16 protein-coding genes and 1 pseudogene are annotated in these 19,097 nt (G+C 40.3%); 4 read left to right on the top strand and 13 right to left on the bottom strand.

The genetic code is table 11. The features are described 5' to 3' along the window. Nucleotide 1: 1 nt before the first annotated feature. The 6 genes from QVE09_RS00990 to QVE09_RS00965 all read right to left on the bottom strand — a co-directional run bounded on the left by QVE09_RS00990 (nucleotide 2) and on the right by QVE09_RS00965 (nucleotide 7,398). Nucleotides 2-1,246, bottom strand: coding sequence for an MFS transporter (locus tag QVE09_RS00990; protein WP_315935261.1), 1,245 nt, complete (start codon nucleotides 1,244-1,246; stop codon nucleotides 2-4). 92 nt (nucleotides 1,247-1,338) lie between these two features. After that, a complete protein-coding gene (locus QVE09_RS00985) occupies nucleotides 1,339-2,370 on the bottom strand; it encodes a zinc-dependent alcohol dehydrogenase (RefSeq protein WP_315935260.1) in 1,032 nt (343 codons plus the stop codon). A gap of 42 nt (nucleotides 2,371-2,412) precedes the next feature. Next, the gene (locus QVE09_RS00980; RefSeq protein ID WP_315935259.1) at nucleotides 2,413-3,720 is read right to left on the bottom strand and encodes an aminotransferase class III-fold pyridoxal phosphate-dependent enzyme; all 1,308 of its coding nucleotides are present in this window, start codon (nucleotides 3,718-3,720) and stop codon (nucleotides 2,413-2,415) included. Between the two features lie 37 nt (nucleotides 3,721-3,757). Further along, nucleotides 3,758-4,912 carry a glycosyltransferase family 2 protein gene (locus QVE09_RS00975; RefSeq protein ID WP_150367354.1) on the bottom strand — a complete coding sequence of 385 codons (1,155 nt, stop codon included), beginning with the start codon at nucleotides 4,910-4,912 and terminating at the stop codon, nucleotides 3,758-3,760. Between the two features lie 370 nt (nucleotides 4,913-5,282). Continuing rightward, nucleotides 5,283-6,896 (bottom strand): DUF4179 domain-containing protein, encoded by a 1,614-nt coding sequence (locus tag QVE09_RS00970; protein WP_315935258.1) that lies wholly within the window; start codon nucleotides 6,894-6,896, stop codon nucleotides 5,283-5,285. Further along, nucleotides 6,880-7,398, bottom strand: a complete 519-nt coding sequence (locus tag QVE09_RS00965) for an RNA polymerase sigma factor (RefSeq protein WP_315935257.1) — start codon at nucleotides 7,396-7,398, stop codon at nucleotides 6,880-6,882. Before QVE09_RS00965 ends, QVE09_RS00970 begins: the two co-directional genes overlap by 17 nt. 258 nt (nucleotides 7,399-7,656) lie before the next feature. Here QVE09_RS00965 and QVE09_RS31475 point away from each other — a divergent pair, with 258 nt between their 5' ends. The 3 genes from QVE09_RS31475 to QVE09_RS31465 are packed head-to-tail and all read left to right on the top strand — an operon-like array spanning nucleotide 7,657 to nucleotide 8,652. After that, a complete protein-coding gene (locus QVE09_RS31475; protein WP_397386985.1) occupies nucleotides 7,657-7,950 on the top strand; it encodes a transposase in 294 nt (97 codons plus the stop codon). Between the two features lie 58 nt (nucleotides 7,951-8,008). Then, nucleotides 8,009-8,500: a DDE-type integrase/transposase/recombinase gene (locus tag QVE09_RS31470; RefSeq protein WP_397386984.1), complete on the top strand. Its 492-nt coding sequence runs from the start codon at nucleotides 8,009-8,011 to the stop codon at nucleotides 8,498-8,500. Next, on the top strand, nucleotides 8,488-8,652 hold the full coding sequence (locus QVE09_RS31465; RefSeq protein ID WP_397386983.1) for an IS3 family transposase: 165 nt from the start codon (nucleotides 8,488-8,490) through the stop codon (nucleotides 8,650-8,652). The genes QVE09_RS31470 and QVE09_RS31465 overlap by 13 nt, the downstream gene beginning before the upstream one ends. A 1,425-nt stretch (nucleotides 8,653-10,077) precedes the next feature. On the opposite strand, the gene QVE09_RS00955 is transcribed toward QVE09_RS31465, so the two are convergent. The 6 genes from QVE09_RS00955 to QVE09_RS00930 form a co-directional block, all read right to left on the bottom strand. Then, nucleotides 10,078-10,620 (bottom strand): hypothetical protein, encoded by a 543-nt coding sequence (locus QVE09_RS00955; protein ID WP_315935256.1) that lies wholly within the window; start codon nucleotides 10,618-10,620, stop codon nucleotides 10,078-10,080. A gap of 23 nt (nucleotides 10,621-10,643) precedes the next feature. Continuing rightward, nucleotides 10,644-11,609, bottom strand: a complete 966-nt coding sequence (locus QVE09_RS00950) for a caspase family protein (protein ID WP_315935255.1) — start codon at nucleotides 11,607-11,609, stop codon at nucleotides 10,644-10,646. Nucleotides 11,610-11,618: 9 nt separating this feature from the next. Beyond that, a complete protein-coding gene (locus QVE09_RS00945) occupies nucleotides 11,619-11,996 on the bottom strand; it encodes a TIR domain-containing protein (RefSeq protein WP_315935254.1) in 378 nt (125 codons plus the stop codon). A 22-nt stretch (nucleotides 11,997-12,018) separates the two neighbouring features. Then, nucleotides 12,019-12,795, bottom strand: coding sequence for a hypothetical protein (locus QVE09_RS00940; protein ID WP_315935253.1), 777 nt, complete (start codon nucleotides 12,793-12,795; stop codon nucleotides 12,019-12,021). A gap of 560 nt (nucleotides 12,796-13,355) precedes the next feature. Beyond that, complete coding sequence (locus tag QVE09_RS00935; protein ID WP_315935252.1) at nucleotides 13,356-14,528, bottom strand: toll/interleukin-1 receptor domain-containing protein; 1,173 nt, start codon at nucleotides 14,526-14,528, stop codon at nucleotides 13,356-13,358. A gap of 1,617 nt (nucleotides 14,529-16,145) precedes the next feature. Next, nucleotides 16,146-16,784 carry a DUF6338 family protein gene (locus QVE09_RS00930; RefSeq protein WP_315935251.1) on the bottom strand — a complete coding sequence of 213 codons (639 nt, stop codon included), beginning with the start codon at nucleotides 16,782-16,784 and terminating at the stop codon, nucleotides 16,146-16,148. A 459-nt stretch (nucleotides 16,785-17,243) separates the two neighbouring features. Between QVE09_RS00930 and QVE09_RS00925 the strand changes: the two are divergent. Beyond that, nucleotides 17,244-18,390 (top strand): annotated as a pseudogene (locus tag QVE09_RS00925) (IS3 family transposase). Nucleotides 18,391-18,505: 115 nt separating this feature from the next. Here QVE09_RS00925 and QVE09_RS00915 read toward each other — a convergent pair. Next, entirely contained in the window at nucleotides 18,506-19,072 is a 567-nt protein-coding gene (locus tag QVE09_RS00915; protein WP_315935250.1) for a TetR/AcrR family transcriptional regulator, read from the bottom strand. Nucleotides 19,073-19,097: the final 25 nt, after the last annotated feature.

Raw genomic sequence — 19,097 nt, 5'->3', positions numbered from 1 at the left:
TCTACATATTTTTGTAAGGTTTCAGCACTTGGGAGTGCTTTTGCGGATCTGGCAGGAAGAACATGATGACCATGAGTACGATATATAGACCAAGAATGACACTGAACAACAGTGTTGGATTGTGATGGTAGAGCAGGCCTGTCAGGTAACCGGATGGAATGGCTGTAAGCGTCATGACGGTCTGCACGGCAGAGAACATATCGGCTTTCTCATGCGTACCCAATCGGTTCATCAGCAGAGAATCCCGGTACGTCTGCAAAATGAAGTTACCCGCAGCGAGCACGATTAGCGTGAGAAACAACATTCCTATATTCCCCACAGGGATCAATAGAAACAGAATGGCTCCGGCCGTGCTAAGCACGATGGAAAAACCAACATACTTTTCTTCCGAACGCCGCTTCAGTCGCGGAATGATGACCAGATAGAGCAGCATGACGGTCACCGCAGTCACTACTGGGATAAACGAAATGACACGGTCATCAAACTTCAACTGTTCCTTGAAGAAAATGACCTGAAAGAAATTCAGCTGCAGGATCAGATTGGACAACACCGTAATCAGAATAATCGGAAAAAGTCTCCGTTTGTAGAACGATTTTCCGAACAGGCGCAGACTGGAACCCAAGCTCTGAAGCACGCGGGTTTTACTATGCAATCCCATAAGCTCCTTGCCAACCTCGGTCTCATCCGTGTATCGGTTACGAATGAAGAACATGGCGGTCATGAGGATACCCCCGACAAAGTAAATGCTGGCGAGTGTAGGCACAATACCATAATCAGCAATGACTACCCCGGCAATTGGCGTGAGTACCCCAGCCCCTGTAATAATCATGTTGAGAATGGCAAATACCTTCGAGCGTTTGTGTTCCTCCACATCCTCTATGATTAGACAGTTAAAGGCGACCGTTACAAACTTGGATGTTGCATTCAGTAAATAAGCGATCAGGAACAGCCAGAAGTTCTGGGAGAAGGCCCAGATGAACATGGGAACACTCCAGGCAAGCAGATCAAAGATCAGTGTTGTTCGTTTCCGCCCCAGCTTATTGGTAATGGAACCCGCAAACAATTGAAAGATAAAGGCAAAATAAAGATTTACCGAATTGATTAAACCGATTTCAATGTCCGAAAGTCCGGCTTCCTTCATATATAAAGGAGCGTAGAAGAGAACGATCGTGCCCGGAATGGCCCATACCGGTTCGAGTAAAATGGAGTAGCGTGGATTCTTCGGCAAATCTTGAAGCAATTTCAATCGATATCCCTTCCTTCTGCGGTTTTCACCGCTGCGAATTCCAACTTCTCGCAGCGGCAAACCCGCTAATGTCTACATGCTTATAGTACCTCTTATAGGATAAGAGCTGTTTTGACCGAATTCATCGGCAGCTTCTCTCCAGTACGCAGATCATAACCAATCGTTCCATTAAAGGCCTGTTCATAATCACTCAGCAGTTCCTTGGCTGTCACCATCTGTTCCAGCTCCGGGATGCTTTGGGCAAATTTCAGTGCCGTACTGATCATCGAGTGATTAGCAACTGCACCGATGATACTAATGCCATCATTAATCACGGCGGTTGATTTGAACGTCACCTCATAGCTGTCGTCATATCCCATAGGAATAATTTTTCCGCCTTTGGCAATCAACTCAAACCCTACATGAAGCTGGTTACCAACCGCGTCCACTACAATATCAAACTTTTTGTTATTATTGATCTCGTATACTTTATCCAGTGTCAGATCCTGAGGATAGAACACATGATCCGCGATCCCTGAAGCGAACTCTTTGCGGTATGGATCAACTTCCGTGCCTACAGTAAGCCTTGCCAATCGTTTGCTAACAAGCTGACACAGGGAACCGATTGCACCAGAACCGAGGACCAGTACAGAGTCACTTGGCTTAGTCCCTGCTTTCATGAACGTCTGAAGTACACATCCCAGTGGTTCGATCATCATGGCTGTTTCCCAACTCATGGAATCCGGGATGGCATAGATATACTTTTCGTCCCCAACAAAATATTCAGCAAAGGTTCCGTGTGTCGTCATCCCTACTTGATAGTCATCAAAATTCTCACAGTAGATGAACAGACCTTCGCGGCAATAGGAGCAGGTACCGCAAGATTGCGTTGGATCAACCAATACCCGATCACCGATCTTGAAACCACGAACGTCGTCGCCCACCTCAACCACTGTGCCTACGCCTTCATGACCAATGATCGTCCCTTTATTTGCAGGCACTTTGCCTTTGACAATATTCAGATCTGTACCGCAGATACCTGAACCATAGATTTTAATTTTTACCTGGTTTGGCTTTTGAATGGTTGGCTCCTCAATCTCCTGGTAAGTCACCTGTTTGAGATCCTGATATACGAGTGCTTTCATTGAATAATTCCTCCTAGTCGAATGTCGATTATGATCTATGGATTAAGCTTCAAACGTTTTCGAGAGTTGCATCGAATGAAGATGTTCCTGCTTCTGAATCTCTTTCCAGTCTGACAGGGTCTGCAACAGCGCTTCCTCGACCCACAGCAATTCTTCCCGTGTATGGGCATCGGAGAAAATAAAGTATCCTTTGGTGAAAATGCCGAAGTGTGCCATTCTCTTCACCATGAACTCGCGGAAAGGATCTGTTTGGAAGTTATCTTCAGCCAAGGATTGAATGCAGAAGCTTGCATACGTGCCTCTCACTTCCAATTGATCCGTCAATCCGAGTAACACAAGTTCAGATTCCAGACGATCCATGATCCGGGTTGCCGGATCACGCCAAGTCGGCCATACTTTCGCATTTTTCATTAATCGTTCACAGGCAATGGCTGCCGCGAGCGCTGTCGTTTCGCTGGAATGGGCATTACTGAATCTGACCTGTCCTGACAAAGACATCAAGTGCTCCGGCCCTATTACCGCTGCGAGCGGTAAACCGTTTGCCATTCCTTTCGAGATACAGAGCAGATCAGGCCAGATGTCATATTCTCCTGCTGTAGCCTGCTTGCCCATTCGAATACCGGACGTTACCTCATCGAATATGATAATGATGTCCAGAGACCGGCATAGATTCACGGCTTCCTCCAGCGCGTCCCTTTTCCACTCGTTGGGGCATAGAACAATACATGCGATATCCTCGGGAGATGAGGTAATCTGAGCCTCAATTCGCTCCATAGTAGGTTTGTTGATCCAGATTGTTGAACGCTCGATATCCACTGGAATGCCACGTTCTTTCGTCTGGCCACCATAATAGCCGTAGGCAGACCAATCGTGCCACCCATGATACGCTGTTGCAATAACCTTGCTTTTTCCACTAGCGGCACGAGCCAGACGTACGGCCCCACTCACTGCATCGGCACCACTCTTGGTGAAGCGCAGCGATGGATAACGACCCTCGAACCGCTCCAGAATCAACTCCGCACATTCAAGCTCAATGTCGGCAGGTAAAGAAAAGCTTGTCCCTTTTTTCAACTGGTGAATGACGGTTAATTGGACTTCATGTCTGGCATGGCCCCATGGCGCCGTACCCATGGCCATTTCACAATCCAGCCATTCATTACCGTCGATATCTGTAAATCTGGAATTATAAGCCTCTGCACAACATACGGGGGTATGCCCCGGAAATAAACGTTCAGGTGCTTTGGCTAAAGTGCTGCATCCGCTCGGAATTACCTTTTCGACCTGCTCCAACCACTCCAAATTCCGGGTAAATCTTACGGCACGATCGAGCGTGCTCTCTTTTTCTTTCACTTTAAGTACCTCCCTGTTTATTTTCGTTGTGAGTGAATTACCGAACTTTGGTTCCAGGCCAGCATCCATCGTAGATGCGATCCATCGTAATTACATTGCCATACAGATCAATGATCAGATCCTTGGCTCGATGAGCATGTCTCATCTCAATCCAGTAGCGGTTCTCCAGCAAACGGGCGAAATTGTCCACCAAGAACAGTAAGCGGTTCTCACTATGAATCAGTTCCTTGCCCAGTACCTGTGGCAGCCAGATGGCCCCATTGGAATTGAAGCGATTGGAATAGTCACGTACTTCGGCTACATTTGCAAATTCGGCTTCCTCCAGCTTGGTCCAGAATGTATCGGCATCACTTCGAACCTCGGCAAGGTCAATCCCGACAATCGGCAGATGTTGGTATTCCCCTTGGCTTTCCAGCTGTGCTTTCAGATGACTGAAAACGAATGGCCACACATCAGCCTCGATTTGACCGCCCCACTTTTTCCAGAAGCGTGCCAGATTGTTCTTGCGGTTGAAGTTGCGGTGAATGCCGCTGCTGCGTTCCCAGTGATACGCCTGAATATTCGGGTTAATGACCGTATCGTATCCGGCAGCTCGTGCCCGCATCTGATAATCAAAGTCCTCGTACCCATTAAAGAACTTCTCATCGAGGTTGCCGATGGTCTCATACACCTCCCGCTTCATGCCAAACATGGCGAACACCACCAGTTGAACAGAGAAGGTTTCTTTCGGGATATCATCAGGAGATGCGTTCAGGAACAGGTGTCGGCCGATGGTGTCCGCAAAAGCAATACCGCAATGCTGCACGCCTCCGGTTTGCGGATACAACAGAACGCCTCCAATCATGCCGATTGTAATATCGCTATCCAGTGTCTCTTTCATCATCGGTTGCCAGTTTGGTTGAAGAATGGTGTCAGAATCCAGGAAGAAAATGTACTCTCCCTTGGCTAGACTCAGTGCGCTATTAATCGACACGGCGCAACCGAGTGGAAAATCATGCTGAAGAATCTCGATGGTCACACCTTCTCTTACTTCTTGCTTCAGTTTATCCAGATGTTGAAAGACTGCTGAGCCGGAACCATCGTTGATGAAAATAATCTGAGTGGATGGGCTTACCGTCCGGAGCAACGAATCTGTGAACAGGTTCAAAATGTTATAGTCCTGGTTGACTGGCACAATAATGGTGTAAAGCATGGAATCCCTCCTGATTTGGGTTGATGGAATGAGTACATAAGCTGATTTTGAACTGCACAATTGCTGGTCGTTCTGTCCGGCCCCCCTTGCCTGAATATTTTGTCTTTATTTGGCAATGATTTGAATCTACTAGAAATTTATATCATTTTTTGTAAACTGAAAATCTTAAATTCTGAACTCTGTTAATATTTGAATATGTAAGAAAATCAAGTCTTTGCAGCTTGCGCACGGAGAAACGCTGTTGTGAACGCAAAAAAACACCCTCAAAGAGTCTGTGTATCTAACGATACAGTCGACTTTTTTGGGGGTGTTCGCAATTATATCCGTATTCAATTGAACGTTCTAGCCTGACTTGTTACATAAATTTACCTTATAGTTTAACTTCTACGTTCCGGTGTGGATCGCTATATTTATATATACCAGGATTTAGTTCAATCCTTCCGTCAAGTGAAATACCTTTGTAGGTATCAATATAAATTCCTGAAGATACCATGCCCTTAGGTGTAACTTCAGGTACCACTTCTTTGCCGTTAATACGTAACGTAGTTTGGTTAACCCCTCTGAAACTAGGCGTTTTGGAATATGACTCTACAATTAATTTCTCCCCATCCCGATAGTAAGAGAATTGTATTTCAAGTCCATCGACAGTGAGTTTGGTGTACTGCTTTTGTTTCTTGGGTTCATTTAAATGAATCCAGTTTTTAGTGGTATCTCGTTTCTCAACAACGGCATCTTTTAAGATGAGTTTCATTGGAACATCAGACCAGTTTTGATACCACTCAGGGGATTCAAATTGGAATAAATGCTGATAACTGCCGCGATCGTCTCCTATCAAAGTTTTTCCTCCAGTTACTGTAATATCGCCTATAACTAACTGGGCTGTATTGTAATGAATAATACCTTTTTTAAGCGAACCCTCTTCATCGATTAGAATCTGGAGATCCAAGGGAGTTATTTTGAGTTGATCTAAAGTGACACCTGTTTTCTCTTGGAATTCAGGATTGGTATACAATTTTTTAGTGTAAATAGACTCACTTGCTTTTTTTCCATCTGCTACAAAATCAAACTTCCAAGTCGCCAATATCCGCTTTGCTTCTTCAATATAACCGAGATGAAGATTCGCATTTGTCCATTCTTTTTCGGTTATATCGAATACCTGTTCAATCAACAAATCTGTACCTTCGCTGGACAACAAGGTTGGAATTGCCTCTAACCCTTGAGAGCCTTCATGTACTACCAAGTGAGGATTACCTCGTCCCATATCAGATGGGGATGCAGCAACTTTATAACGAATAACGGTTTGATTTGCCGAATGGTTAACTGCTTCAATATGGATCGTTGGGTATTGCGTAACTCCAGTGACTATCGTATCTCCAACTGTAAGAGATGACTTTAAGGAAACATCCCTATCCCGGTAAAAAATAAGATTTTGGGCTTCGAATGTAAATTCTTTCGTACCATCCTTTAAAGTATCAGGTGTTTCATAAACCCCAATGAGTTTTTGACTCACAGGATCGTATCCTAAGTAACCAAACACTTTCGCATTCGAATCGGACTCATCTTTTAAGATATTTTTTTCCGTAGCAAACCCCGTATACTTTGAAAGATCGATTGATGTGTCAAGAGATATCAGCATCTTCATTTTTTCTCCATCTGTTACAACACCGCTTAGATCCATTGTCACACCCGAACTAGCGGACTGAAGATCATATTGCTGACCGATACCATTATTTATTGCGCTTGCGACGCCCCGGCCTCCGATTCGATCCCAATCAATCGTCATACTGGCGAATACAGGAATAGCAACAAGTAAGAAAAAAGTAAAAATGATGCTTATAGGAATTGCTTTAGCTCGATATCCAGTAGGCTTTTGTGAAGATTTCAGATTGACTCGGCGTTTATGGGCTTCTTTTTCAATGGTTGTCCACATCAAGTCATAATCCGGATGAGATATTTTTTTTTCCTTATTAGAATACTGATTCATTATTACTCAGCTCCTTTAGTTGAGGTTCAACCATTGTATTAAGAAGTTTCAACCCTTTGTTTAATCTGGATTTTGCAGTCCCTTCAGGTATGTTCATAACTTTAGAGATCTCAGGTACAGTCAAATCATTGATAAATCGAAGGACAACAACCGTCCTAATCTTGTCAGGAAGCCCACTATATAATCCTCGTAGCTCTTCTTTTGTTTCCCGATGGTATACACCCTCTTCCACAGGGTTATAACTCTGGGATTTGGACAACAAATAATGCCGCATTTCTTTCAACCATCCAGATTTCCGTCTTCTCATAACGCTATGACACTCATTTGAAGCAATTCGCAATATCCATGATTTCATGTTCCTTACCTTAGTTCTGTCAGCCAAAATAACTTTGACAAATACTTCTTGGCAAATGTCCTCGGCATCTGCTTGATTCTTCATCAGATAATAACAAAAGTAATAAACTTGCTCTTTGTACAATTCAAAAATTTCTCTGTCAGTCATTCTATCCCCCCCTTGCCGTGTTTTCATTAATAAGACAAATAATGCTATGTAATCGTTCATTTTGTTTATAGTTGGTTTTGCTAAATTCTCGGATACCTAGAATAGATTAGTTCAATGTCTCTGCTTGAACAGGTATTTATACATGTAAACAAGCAAAAAAAAGCCGCTAAGTTGGTATTATCCCCTTTTAGTAGACAAGAGAAAAAAGACATCTGTTAAGATGGACTTAATCCTGTCAAACAAAGGGGATTTTTTTTCATGGATAAAAAAGGACAAACTTTCCGGCGATACTCCTTGGAATTGAAATTGGAGGCGGCCCGGCTGGTCAACGAGGAACATATAAGCATACGTGAAGTAGCGACACGTTTAAATATTCAAAATAAATCTCAGGTACAAGTGTGGGCAGCAAAAGCGAAACGGGGAATGAGTCTTGAACCTGCTGCATCCAAACGGGGACGCCTTAGAACCAAGTTTTCTAGTATGGAAAAAGAGATGGCATACTTGCGGGCGGAGATAAGCAGTATCCAAATCTACACAAGGAGTGACGAGTAAAGATGCCAGATTTCAAATCATAGAGGACCTACGAGCACGCCATCGCCTGGTTTGGCTCTTGAAGTTAGCTGCGGTTTCCCGTTCGGGCTATTATAAGTGGAGAAAAAGCAGACAGGCGACAAGCGAACGTAGGCAAAAGGAGCATGAATTAGAATCGCATCTGCTTGCCATCCATCGCGTTCATCCCTATTTTGGTTACCTTCGAATTACGATAGCTTTACGGACAGAAGGCCTTCGGGTCACACAAAAAGGTGTACCAATTAGTGAAACAATTAGGCATCTGCTCTGTCATTCGAAAGAAACGTCGATTCTTTGGAAAACAAGTTTCTGTGGTGAACCCGAATCGGCTAGAGCGCCAGTTTCAGGCGGATACGCACGAACGAAGCTGGTTACCGACATTACCTATATTCGTGCTGGAGAACATTTTGTGTACCTCTCTGTCGTTCAGGATTTATACAATAACGAAATTGTAGCGTGGCATCTTTCTGAACGAAATGACCTCGCTTTGGTTCATGACACGTTGGATATACGTCGTTCTTGTCTCATTTGAAGAATGAGAAAATTTATTTGAATAAAGCGTCAAACAAAGCAGAGGTTAAACAGCAAGTAAGCGAATACATATTGTTTTACAACCAAAACCGATTTCAGAAAAAACTAAATGACCGTTTCCCGGTTGAATACCGGGAAACGGCCGCAGCTTAAATCTTGTCTTTTTTTGTATTTGTCTACTTGACAGGGTTATGACCATTTTAGCGGCTTTTTTTATTGGTACAAATTCTTGTCCCTAATTAAGGTTAAGAACTTATTTGTTCTGATTGCTGGAATGGACAGCCACATATGTTTTTATCCGAACTTACATTCATCATTTCGAGGTTAATCCCCCTAAATTTACACCGTAATTTCAATGTCTATCAAGAATCACACCTAACTCTTCAAAAAAGGTAGTTCTTTATAACTATATATTTAACAACTAAATATATAGATCTAGTACATTCAGATTGATATAATTGTGGAAAATACTAGATTAGAAGGGATTCGTACTATGAGACAAAAACTAGTAGTTGAATCTGCATTCGTATGTGGTGCTGTATTCTTCTCAGGTGTTTCTTATGCAGCCATTAGCTATTTAAAAGCTTTCCCTGTGAAAAACGATTAACGGTTCCGAAGCAACACTTGAAAGCCCTGTAGTTACTATTAATGATAGTTTATACATACCTTTAAAGGAGTTAGGCCAAAAAGCTTGGTATGCTGTTTCTTCTGGAAGTATTATTCAGATGGACACTTTCGAAAAACTTCCAATCTCTTATACACGGAACAATGTAAAAATCACTTTAATTCCTTGAACAAAGTTGATGGGAAAGTATTATTAAATGTTACAGTCAAAAATGACACTGATAAGAATGTTGATATAAATCTTTCATTTATTAGAGCTGATGATAATGTTAAGGGTAGAATGATATATACTACTAGTGCATTAAGTTTCTATACACCAGTTAATGATAATTGGAGTCTTACTACAAAAAGGTTCTTAGATGATTCAGTAGCTAGTAAAAGTGAAGTAACAGGAAATATCCAGATCGCCTCAGTTACGACTGGAACAAAAAATATACGTTTTTTCTTTGAATCGCACAGTCTATCTACCTCATTTCCATTCTGTAGACACTGATGAGTTATTTAACTTAGTTTCTCCAAAATGTCTACTAATGAACAGAGCTTACATTGAATATTACCGTTTAAGTAAAATGAAATAATACTTCAATGCGAATGTTTTATCAACATGAAAGTGCTAAAGGAGAAGTTCAATCAATAATATCTTACACATCACAAAAACAACACAAAAAGTTGCGACTGTAATCATTAACTATCCCATTTAATTGGCATAAGATGCTACAAAAAACAGTCAAGAGATATGTAAAAAATTCAATTTCTGAATCCGTAAATCTGAAAAGATCAACGTTTTTTGTTTCATAAAGGAAAGTAAGATAAATTGAAAATGGAAAAAAACAGGAGTTTGATATATGTTCTTGTCACTGGAAACTTCTCCTATTATTATTTCTCCTGCTGAACACTACAGAAAGCTCAAGCCTGGTGAGCACTTGAGCTTCTTAAACTACAAAAATAAAACGTTTAATATAATTGTCGTGGGAATCCTTTAGCTCTATTTACTGTCACCACATTCGCTTCCCATTGAGCCATAGTCTGTTTCCAATCACTTAATGAAAGGTAATGTTGAACAGGATTTGATGAGTCAAATTCTGGCAAGTATAACCCGACAACTCCTTTTTGAAGAACACCTTCAGCTGTGACACCTTTTTCTAGTAAGGATATGATTGGCAAGCCTAACTGATAGGCCATAGCCGTTTCAATTTGACAATATGGACTTGTGAACCATTTTTCCGATACTTCTTTTTCTTCAGTTGACTCAATATCTGCCTTAAACTTAGAAACACCTTTATTTACATATAGTCTCCTGAAAGCAACAGTAATAAAACCATCTGACTCCAGCATTAATCTTCTAATTGCCGCCAGGGGATTATTACTGTCATAGTCAGTGACACCTAGAGTGCGTGGGGTTATATCCTTGTTTTTAAGGTATTCAATAAAACCTCCAATAAATTCTTGTTGTTCCTGTTTATGCGGTTGGGGGTAGCTAAGAAATATTGAAATCAATATACTTTTCACCTCATAGAAAATTAAATTCTTTTATCCTTCACTAATCGCCAGTAATGATATCCTAAAGCAGTCAATTTGCATGATTTAGAATTCATCGCAGCAAAATACATATGATCCGCACCGTTAGGCACTACCAAACCAACACTTTGTAATTTCTGTAGATTCCTAAATTTTATAACATTTTCCTCTTTAGCGTAGGGTTCAATTACCTCATGCTCCACCTCTGTAGTATTTGTTACTTCAAACGACGGATCTAACAGGAATTCCTGTTGTGCCGATGGAAAGTATGTAACCAAACTTCTTAAGATTTCAATCGGAACTTGAGGAACAACAGTTCTTAGCGAAGTGAACCGAGTAATATTAGTTTTAAACACAGGGCGCTGGTCCCAAGGTCCTAATGCTTGATCAATATAAGCATAGACACTCCCTGGAGTAATATGACCTCTTAAGTCTGATGCTCCTCCTTGTAAGGCATTCAAAAGTAAGCTGGTAAAAACCCCATGACCGTTGATTTCAAGAGAAGATTCATCATCCTTACTTGCCGTAAGGATAGAGACACCTTCTACTATTTGGGTAGCACTCCCTGCACTTTTGGGTGAACCAAAAGCTCCTGAATGGCAACAATCTAAAATAATAATTCTATTTTTTGCTTTGGACTTATTGGCTATACTAAGTATTTCGTCCATTGAAACTCCAACATCGTATTCACTATAATCTGGTGTCACTAAATAACCACCAACTTCATCAACGTGACCATGCCCAGAAAAATAGAATAATGCAGTCTCACTTTCTCCTTTGAATAACTCAATTATTAATCTCTTAAGATCAGACTTTGTGCGCACATCCGTAACAAGTCTTGTATCAAAGTTAGGAGAACCGTTTCCATTTACCTCGATTACACTTTTAAAAGCAGATGCATCATTAATACATCCATAAAGTGGTGAAGTAGGGTAGTTATTGATTCCAACTATCAGTGCCTTTCTCATTTTTCCCTCCTACAATAATGAAATCCAATTTGAAATATTGCTCCAAGTCCAATTTACAACCCTCACACCACTAAGTTCAGATGGTAACGTTGCAGAATAATTTTGATACCCCCAAATTCCCATGATCGGAATTCCTTCCTCTTTTGCACACTTGACTTCCCAAAGTTGCCCATTGGCATTCTTAGTATTTTCCGTAACAATCACAAGCACACCGTCGCATCCCTTGATTTTTGTTCTACAATGAGTTTTCCAAGCAGAATCCCAGGGCTGTTTGACAGACATATCTACAAACTCAAATGGTGAATTCTCATTTTTGGCTTGACCAATCAATAAGTCTCGTAGAGTTTTATCCTCCATTGCAAAACTAGTAAATACTCTTTTGGACATAACATTTCCCTCTTTTCCATAGTTATCTTGTGATTTCAAATGGTTTAACCGCTTCAGTCAATATGTACAAGGTATCCATTGGATGTTGTGTAGAATTTACCAATAGATGTCTTTTATCCCAATTTTCAAGATCATATTTTGTAAGTTCAAGTAGATGTTTCATATCTAAATCATACTTAATGCTTAAATCATAAGAGCTCTCAAATAAACCTTTTTTTATAATGCTTGGTTGCCTAAAAGGTTTCTTTTTTTCTAACAATTTTGTAAGACCAATCTCATAGTAAATCCAAGGAGATTTCGTCCTGTTTATAACTTCAAATGATTGAATTGCGTTTGGTGTGTTTAGGATAAACACACACTCTGTCATATCCATTAATTTTGATATAGCGCTTGAAAGCATCATATGAACATGGCTTGTTGATTGATTTCTTTTTTCATAATTGTAAGTTGAAGATTCTGGTTGCCAGCAGAACTCTTTATCAATTTTCTTTAATAACTCATCTGCATATCCCCAAACACAAGAATCAATAAATGTGTCTAAATTAAATGTTTCCTTTATCCAGCCAGCAAGAGAAATTGCATTTTTTTCATCCGCATGCGAATGCGAGAGAAAGATGTCAGCATTTATTTGCGGGAACCATGTCTCTTGCATCTTTGAGCCATCTAGACTACCATCCTCTAGTACAAACTTATCTAACTCATCTTGGATTATTTTTTTGTTTCTACTTAAAATTTGACTCCCCTTATCATAATAATCTAAGAATTTGGAGTCCATTTTAAGATTATAACCAATATACAATTTTACTCGCCTCCGCCCTTATCTGATGTCTCATGCAAATAGTTCTGTAGTAGCACTTATAGTAAGAATAGACTAACATCCATCATTTGTAAATGAACTGAAAGCAACTCCAATTCTATATCTCTTATCCTTTATATTGATTGATCTTCTACGATAGGAGCCAATACGCATTTACTAGCCAATCTTGTCCCCCCATCCACCTTATGCCATAGAAAAACAATGGTAATTAGATTAAATGTTAGTTGCCTCCAACCCGAGTCGCAAAATCCAAGTTAAGGAAGACAAACCGTCCATATTAACGGAGAGATAGGAGGCAGCTGCGTGGAATTACCGAGCATCCTACGTCATGTTTGCCAGAGCGGATGAATAGTTTAGCTTTCTTGTTCAGGCTTTAAAAGACAAGGGTTACGAAGTTATAGTCATTTTATTTTTCTCAGATCAAGGCAATATCATGGGAGATTATTAACTGGCGAAAAAATGTAAAACTTGTTCGAGGATTGCCTGACAAGCATCTAGGGATTATTGATACAGAAAGAGAAAAGTTACAGAAGATATTTATGCTAAAACAAATCCATCTGCTCCAAAGTTGTAAATTTCTCACTTCCTCTTCTATCTTTTTTTATTTTATTGAAGTCTTCTTTTATTTTATTGAAGTCTTCGAAAATAATATTATTATGTACAAAAATTGTGTCCATTTTTTCTCGAAGTAAATATAAACTGTATTTCAATTCAATAAAATTCTTCTCTCCGTCAACTATATGATAATCATCATATTTAATGTCTTTTAATGTTACACAGAATACTTCCTCACTTTTATATCTTTGTTTCTTAATATAAGACTCATATTCACTTTTCGAGCTAAAACCAAAGTCCACTTTGCCCTGAGCTTCTTCCATGTAAATCTCAGAAATCAATTTGCGTGAAGCGCATTTCTCTACAACTCCATGTAGCTTAGCGACAAGACTGTTTGTATCATCGTAAACCCCCACAAAAAATACATCGCCTTGTGTTGGCATCGTATCAAAAGTAATTGGATAGTTTGTCATGAAATTAAGTTTGTTTGGCTTCTTTCTTAGTGCCCCGTTTAACCAGTCAAACCCTTTACCCCTATTTAACACCTGTAAGAAAGTGTTGGGACTCTTGCTAACTTCCGAGTAGTCTTCTAAGCTTAAATTACTCTCAGACATTTCTTCTAATTCAATACTATTTTGTTTTAACATTGCAGTAGAAATTATATTCATAGTAATATCTTGAATAAATTTTGCTTTTTTTCGATTCCATACTTCTAGATTTATTGGTAAGTTTAGTTCTTGAAAAAGTTGAGAGATAAAGCCATCCAAGTTACTTGAGTTATTTATAGTTAATGATTGAGTTTGAGGAGTGATAACTCCTTTCATATCTTGACTTGTGAATGGAGGAATTAATATTGGAAAGTTTTTAGAAGATTTTATCCAAGCAGCTCCCATTTCACACATACAAAAGCTACTTTGATAAAAATTCTCTGAAAGTATAAATAGCACTATTGTTTCTTCAGTAAATGTCCTTTTAATATCATTTAAAAAGTCCACTCCATAAGGGACACTATATCCAACTATAGAAGAGCAGAATATCATTGAGCTATTTAAGCCCATTCCTTCCAATAAGTCAATAAGTACACTGACAAATATCTGGTCTTCACTCGAGTGACTTATAAATACCTTTCTGTTGTTGTAAATTGAATTTTGATAATTCATTTCTGCACCTTCCTTTGTCTGTACTGAATCTATTTAGTTTATTATATCGAGGTCAAGCATGAAAACTAATAATATACACCTCTTGATGGGGTCTAACCAACTGACAGGTTAGTTGTATTGCCTTTCTCTCTTTACTAAGAGCTTACGACATTTTGAAGTTCTATAATCCGAATTATAACAAATAGTGCTATAGTCATAAAGACAGTTGTACAATTTGTTTAAAGAATAAAGAGCATTCTTTTGATGTGAAAGATCTACTGCAAGAAGTAAAACTCTAAGTTTGGTTCGTATCCTCGGCCATACCTCACTTAACTTAAATCAGAAATACGCGAAATTTACCGAAACGGATCTACAAAAGCTTCATGATAAGGCCATTTCTATTTAGGATCTGATAGAGAAAGGTAAGGAGAAGAAGCGGGGTAAGTATACATTTATGCAGATAAAAAAAACGAGCGTATTTAGCTACGTTTGTTTTTCGTTCTTATACACCCAGCATGGACGTCATCTTTATTAGGGTCAAATCCCGAACGGGGGCTGGCGAGCACCTACCGTAGCCAAGAAGGGCAAGGGTGTCGGCTGCGAGTCCCAACATAGGTAAACGCCGGGCCAAGGTGCACAAACCTAATTTGAGGCAGTACCCGTCATACAAGTCGAGATCCGAATCCGCAAGGACTGTCAGCTGTTAACTTAGGTGATCGCGGGAAGACAAATAAGGCAATATCCCGCAAGGTAGCTAAAAGCAAAGATAAACGTTGAATCCACCAACGGCACAAACAGCCCCTTCCTCTCGTGAAGTCCAGAACTGATTGTTGGAGCGAATGCTCAAGGGAGGCAACCTTAGGTCGCCTACAAGCCGGTGGTGCAGAAAGGAGGAGCACACGGTGTGGAAAGTTTAACGGCAGCAGAGCTCCAAGCTTACCTAAAAATCTTAAATGGCAGCTACAGATCGGCGCCTGTCAAACGGGTGAGAATCCCTACTTTCATATATATTTTTTATTCAACAATCACTTTTACAAGTAATAATCAATCTGATCTTAGATGCCAGCCTTTGACAAGTGGATTCGGAGAAAACTGTGCATGCGCCTATGAAAACAGTGGAGTCGGCTGAGGACACGCATTCGTGAACTACGCACGTTTAGCGTTCCGAATTCGGTTGTTTTGAAGATGCCCAATTCCTCATAAGGCCCGTAGGAAATGTCTCCCAATATGAAAAATGCCCTTCCAACTTCCTACGGGGAAGCGAAAGAGCAAAAGAAATTACTTTCTCATTATCTGGAATTTTGTTAACCTTTCGAAACCGTCATATGCGGACCCGTATGTACAGTGATGTCAGAGGACGGAGGCTAGTAGCCTACTTCTACTCAATTCTTTTCCACACTTGAACCACCACTAGGTGGTTTAGGCATTTGTTCTTGTGATTTATTTGGTTGATGCCCATTTCCTATATTTTTCAAAGGAGATGGCTGCTTGTTTGGTTTCATTCAAACTCCTCCTCTCTAAGGTTTTTTCACACTACTCCCACCTTTTGGAGGGCTTAATGACTTTCCAGATGCCTTTGGCTTCAAGCCTCTTTCCTCTAATCCCGCCCTTGGCTGATACCCACTTGTTTCTACAACTCTATTCTCTTCGTTCTGGTTCTTCATCTTTCTCCTCCTTATTTTCTGAAATTAGAAATTCAATATGTAAAATCTCAGGACCACTAATCCATATTCCCTTTGCTTTAGGTAGCCATTCTTCGTTCTCGTCCAACTCAAATATTTCTTCTAAATAAAGATCCTTCTCTGTCGGTACAGTAGAAGCAAGAGATTTTGAGGCAAAAAGTCCGTATATCACAAACCCGTTTTTCAAAGTAACAATAACATAACTTGAATCATTAGACATTATGTAGTCCCATGCAGTTGGGGATGGATGAACTGGGTTGATCCCTGTCTTTAATAAGAGTTTCCGTATCCAGTCCCTTTCAGCAGCTATTCCTGTAAATATTCCAATGACATACGGAAGTAATAACACGATTAGTCCAAGTATGATAGACCATCTAAAAGGATGTTGCTCCCAGTACCGGGATTGAATTAGTTTATTTATCATCGGCCACGCGAAAGCAAAGTTAACACAGCTGAAAACTATAAATCTAACAAGGTAGATTGGAGCTTGTCCTTCTCTTGTAGGAAGAATATAATTATACCCCATGTTCATAATAAAACCGGGTACCATCATGAGCACGGTATAATAAACAGCTTCAAAATTATTAAAGATCAAAATGACTATCCTCCTTATCTTGCAAACTTTAATATAATACTAGTTTTTGGATAAATCAAGCATGAAAGCGTAGGCTGGTCTCGAAAACGAAGATAAGGCCCAGCCTTCAACGGAACTCAATCTGCGCTTTTTGAAAATAACTTATGCTCATCAGTTGGATTGTTTATCATCATCGGTGTAAACGATATCATCGATTGAACTCGGAAACGACAGTCTTCCATATATTCATTTAAACAAAGAAAGTATATAATGAACACTTACTTATGGTTTGAACTACATGTATTTTCTTTTTAGATATACATCTACTTGTAAATCGGTATCTTATCCTTATCTCGGGACACGAACTCTCCTTAAAACATAAAAATCCGCTAAGTTGGTATTATCCCCTTCTAGTAGACAAGAGAAAAAAGACATCTGTTAAGATGGACTTAATCTTGTCATACGAAGGGGATTTTTTTCATGGATAAAAAAGGACAAACTTTCCGGCGATACTCCTTGGAATTGAAATTGGAGGCGGCCCGGCTGGTCAACGAGGAACATATAAGCATACGTGAAGTAGCGACACGTTTAAATATTCAAAATAAATCTCAGGTACAAGTGTGGGCAGCAAAAGCGAAACAGGGAATGAGTCTTGAACCTGCTGCATCCAAACGGGGACGCCTTAGAACCAAGTTTTCTAGTATGGAAAAAGAGATGGCATACTTGCGGGCGGAGATAAGCAGTATCCAAATCTACACAAGGAGTGACGAGTAAAGATGCCAGATTTCAAATCATAGAGGACCTACGAGCACACCATCGCCTGGTTTGGCTCTTGAAGTTAGCTGCTGTTTCCCGTTCGGGCTATTATAAGTGGAGAAAAAGCAGACAGGCGACAAGCGAACGTAGGCAAAAGGAGCATGAATTAGAATCGCATCTGCTTGCCATCCATCGCGTTCATCCCTATTTTGGTTACCTTCGAATTACGATAGCTTTACGGACAGAAGGCCTTCGGGTCACACAAAAAGGTGTACCAATTAATGAAACAATTAGGCATCTGCTCTGTCATTCGAAAGAAACGTCGATTCTTTGGAAAACAAGTTTCTGTGGTGAACCCGAATCGGCTAGAGCGCCAGTTTCAGGCGGATACGCACGAACGAAGCTGGTTACCAACATTACCTATATTCGTGCTGGAGAACATTTTGTGTACCTCTCTGTCGTTCAGGATTTATACAATAACGAAATTGTAGCGTGACATCTTTCTGAACGAAATGACCTCGCTTTGGTTCATGACACGTTGGATAGACTCTGTCAGTATGTGGATCTGAGTGGCGTAATTCTGCACTCGGACCAAGGATTTCAATATAGCTCGAAGCCATTTAACCGTAAACTGAAACAACTCGGCATGCTAGGCAGTCACTCCAGGCGTGGGAATTGTTTAGATAATGCCTGTATCGAGTCGTTCTTTTCTCATTTGAAGACTGAGAAAATTTATTTTAATAAAGCGTCAAACAAAGCAGAGGTTGAACAGCAAGTAAGCAAATACATATTATTTTACAACCAAAACCGATTTCAGAAAAAACTAAATGACCGTTTCCCGGTAGAATACCGGGAAACGGCCGCAGCTTAAATCTTGTCTTTTTTTGTATTGTCTACTTGAAAGGTTATGACCAAATTAGACTTTATGAAGTCATTTGGTCATCGAGTAACGATCTGATGCTGTTCAGTTAGTCTCACTCCTATTTTCACCTCTGCTTAAATCCATGATAAAACGTATCCACCACAAGCGCAGGGGCTGCTTTTCTCGCGATATGACCACTTACAACCTGCTGCCACGTCAGGAACATGATGGAATACAGCACATCGACAATCCAGGTTTTATCGAGATCGGAGCGGAAATAACCTTTCTTTTGTAACAGACCGACCGCGTGTAATACAGGTTCTCTCAGTTTCAGATCTGCTCCCTCAATCTCTGGATTATAGTTAATGGTGGTGTCATGAGCCAGAAAATAAATTTTGTCGCCTAATGGAATCAGCGCCTCGATCAGCTCAGGTATGTACTTTTCACAGTGCTCCTCATCCAGTTGGATTTCTTTCATGGTCTCACTGACCACCTCGATTGCGCGTAATCCGAGATATACCATAAGCTGTTCACGGCTTTCCACATATCGATGTAACGTAGCGATCCCGATTTTTGCTGATTCTGCAATCTCATTCATGGAAGCATTCGGTTTTTCAATCAGCAACTTGGTGGCCTCGTCCAAAATGGAATGAAGCCTGGTTTGTTTGATTGTAGTCATTTCTTTTTTCATTGTATTACACCTCTTGGCGAGTATA

Origin of the sequence: Paenibacillus sp. ClWae2A (genome assembly GCF_032452295.1) — a bacterium.
Lineage (GTDB): Bacteria > Bacillota > Bacilli > Paenibacillales > Paenibacillaceae > Paenibacillus.
This window is presented reverse-complemented; position numbering and strand designations above follow the sequence as displayed.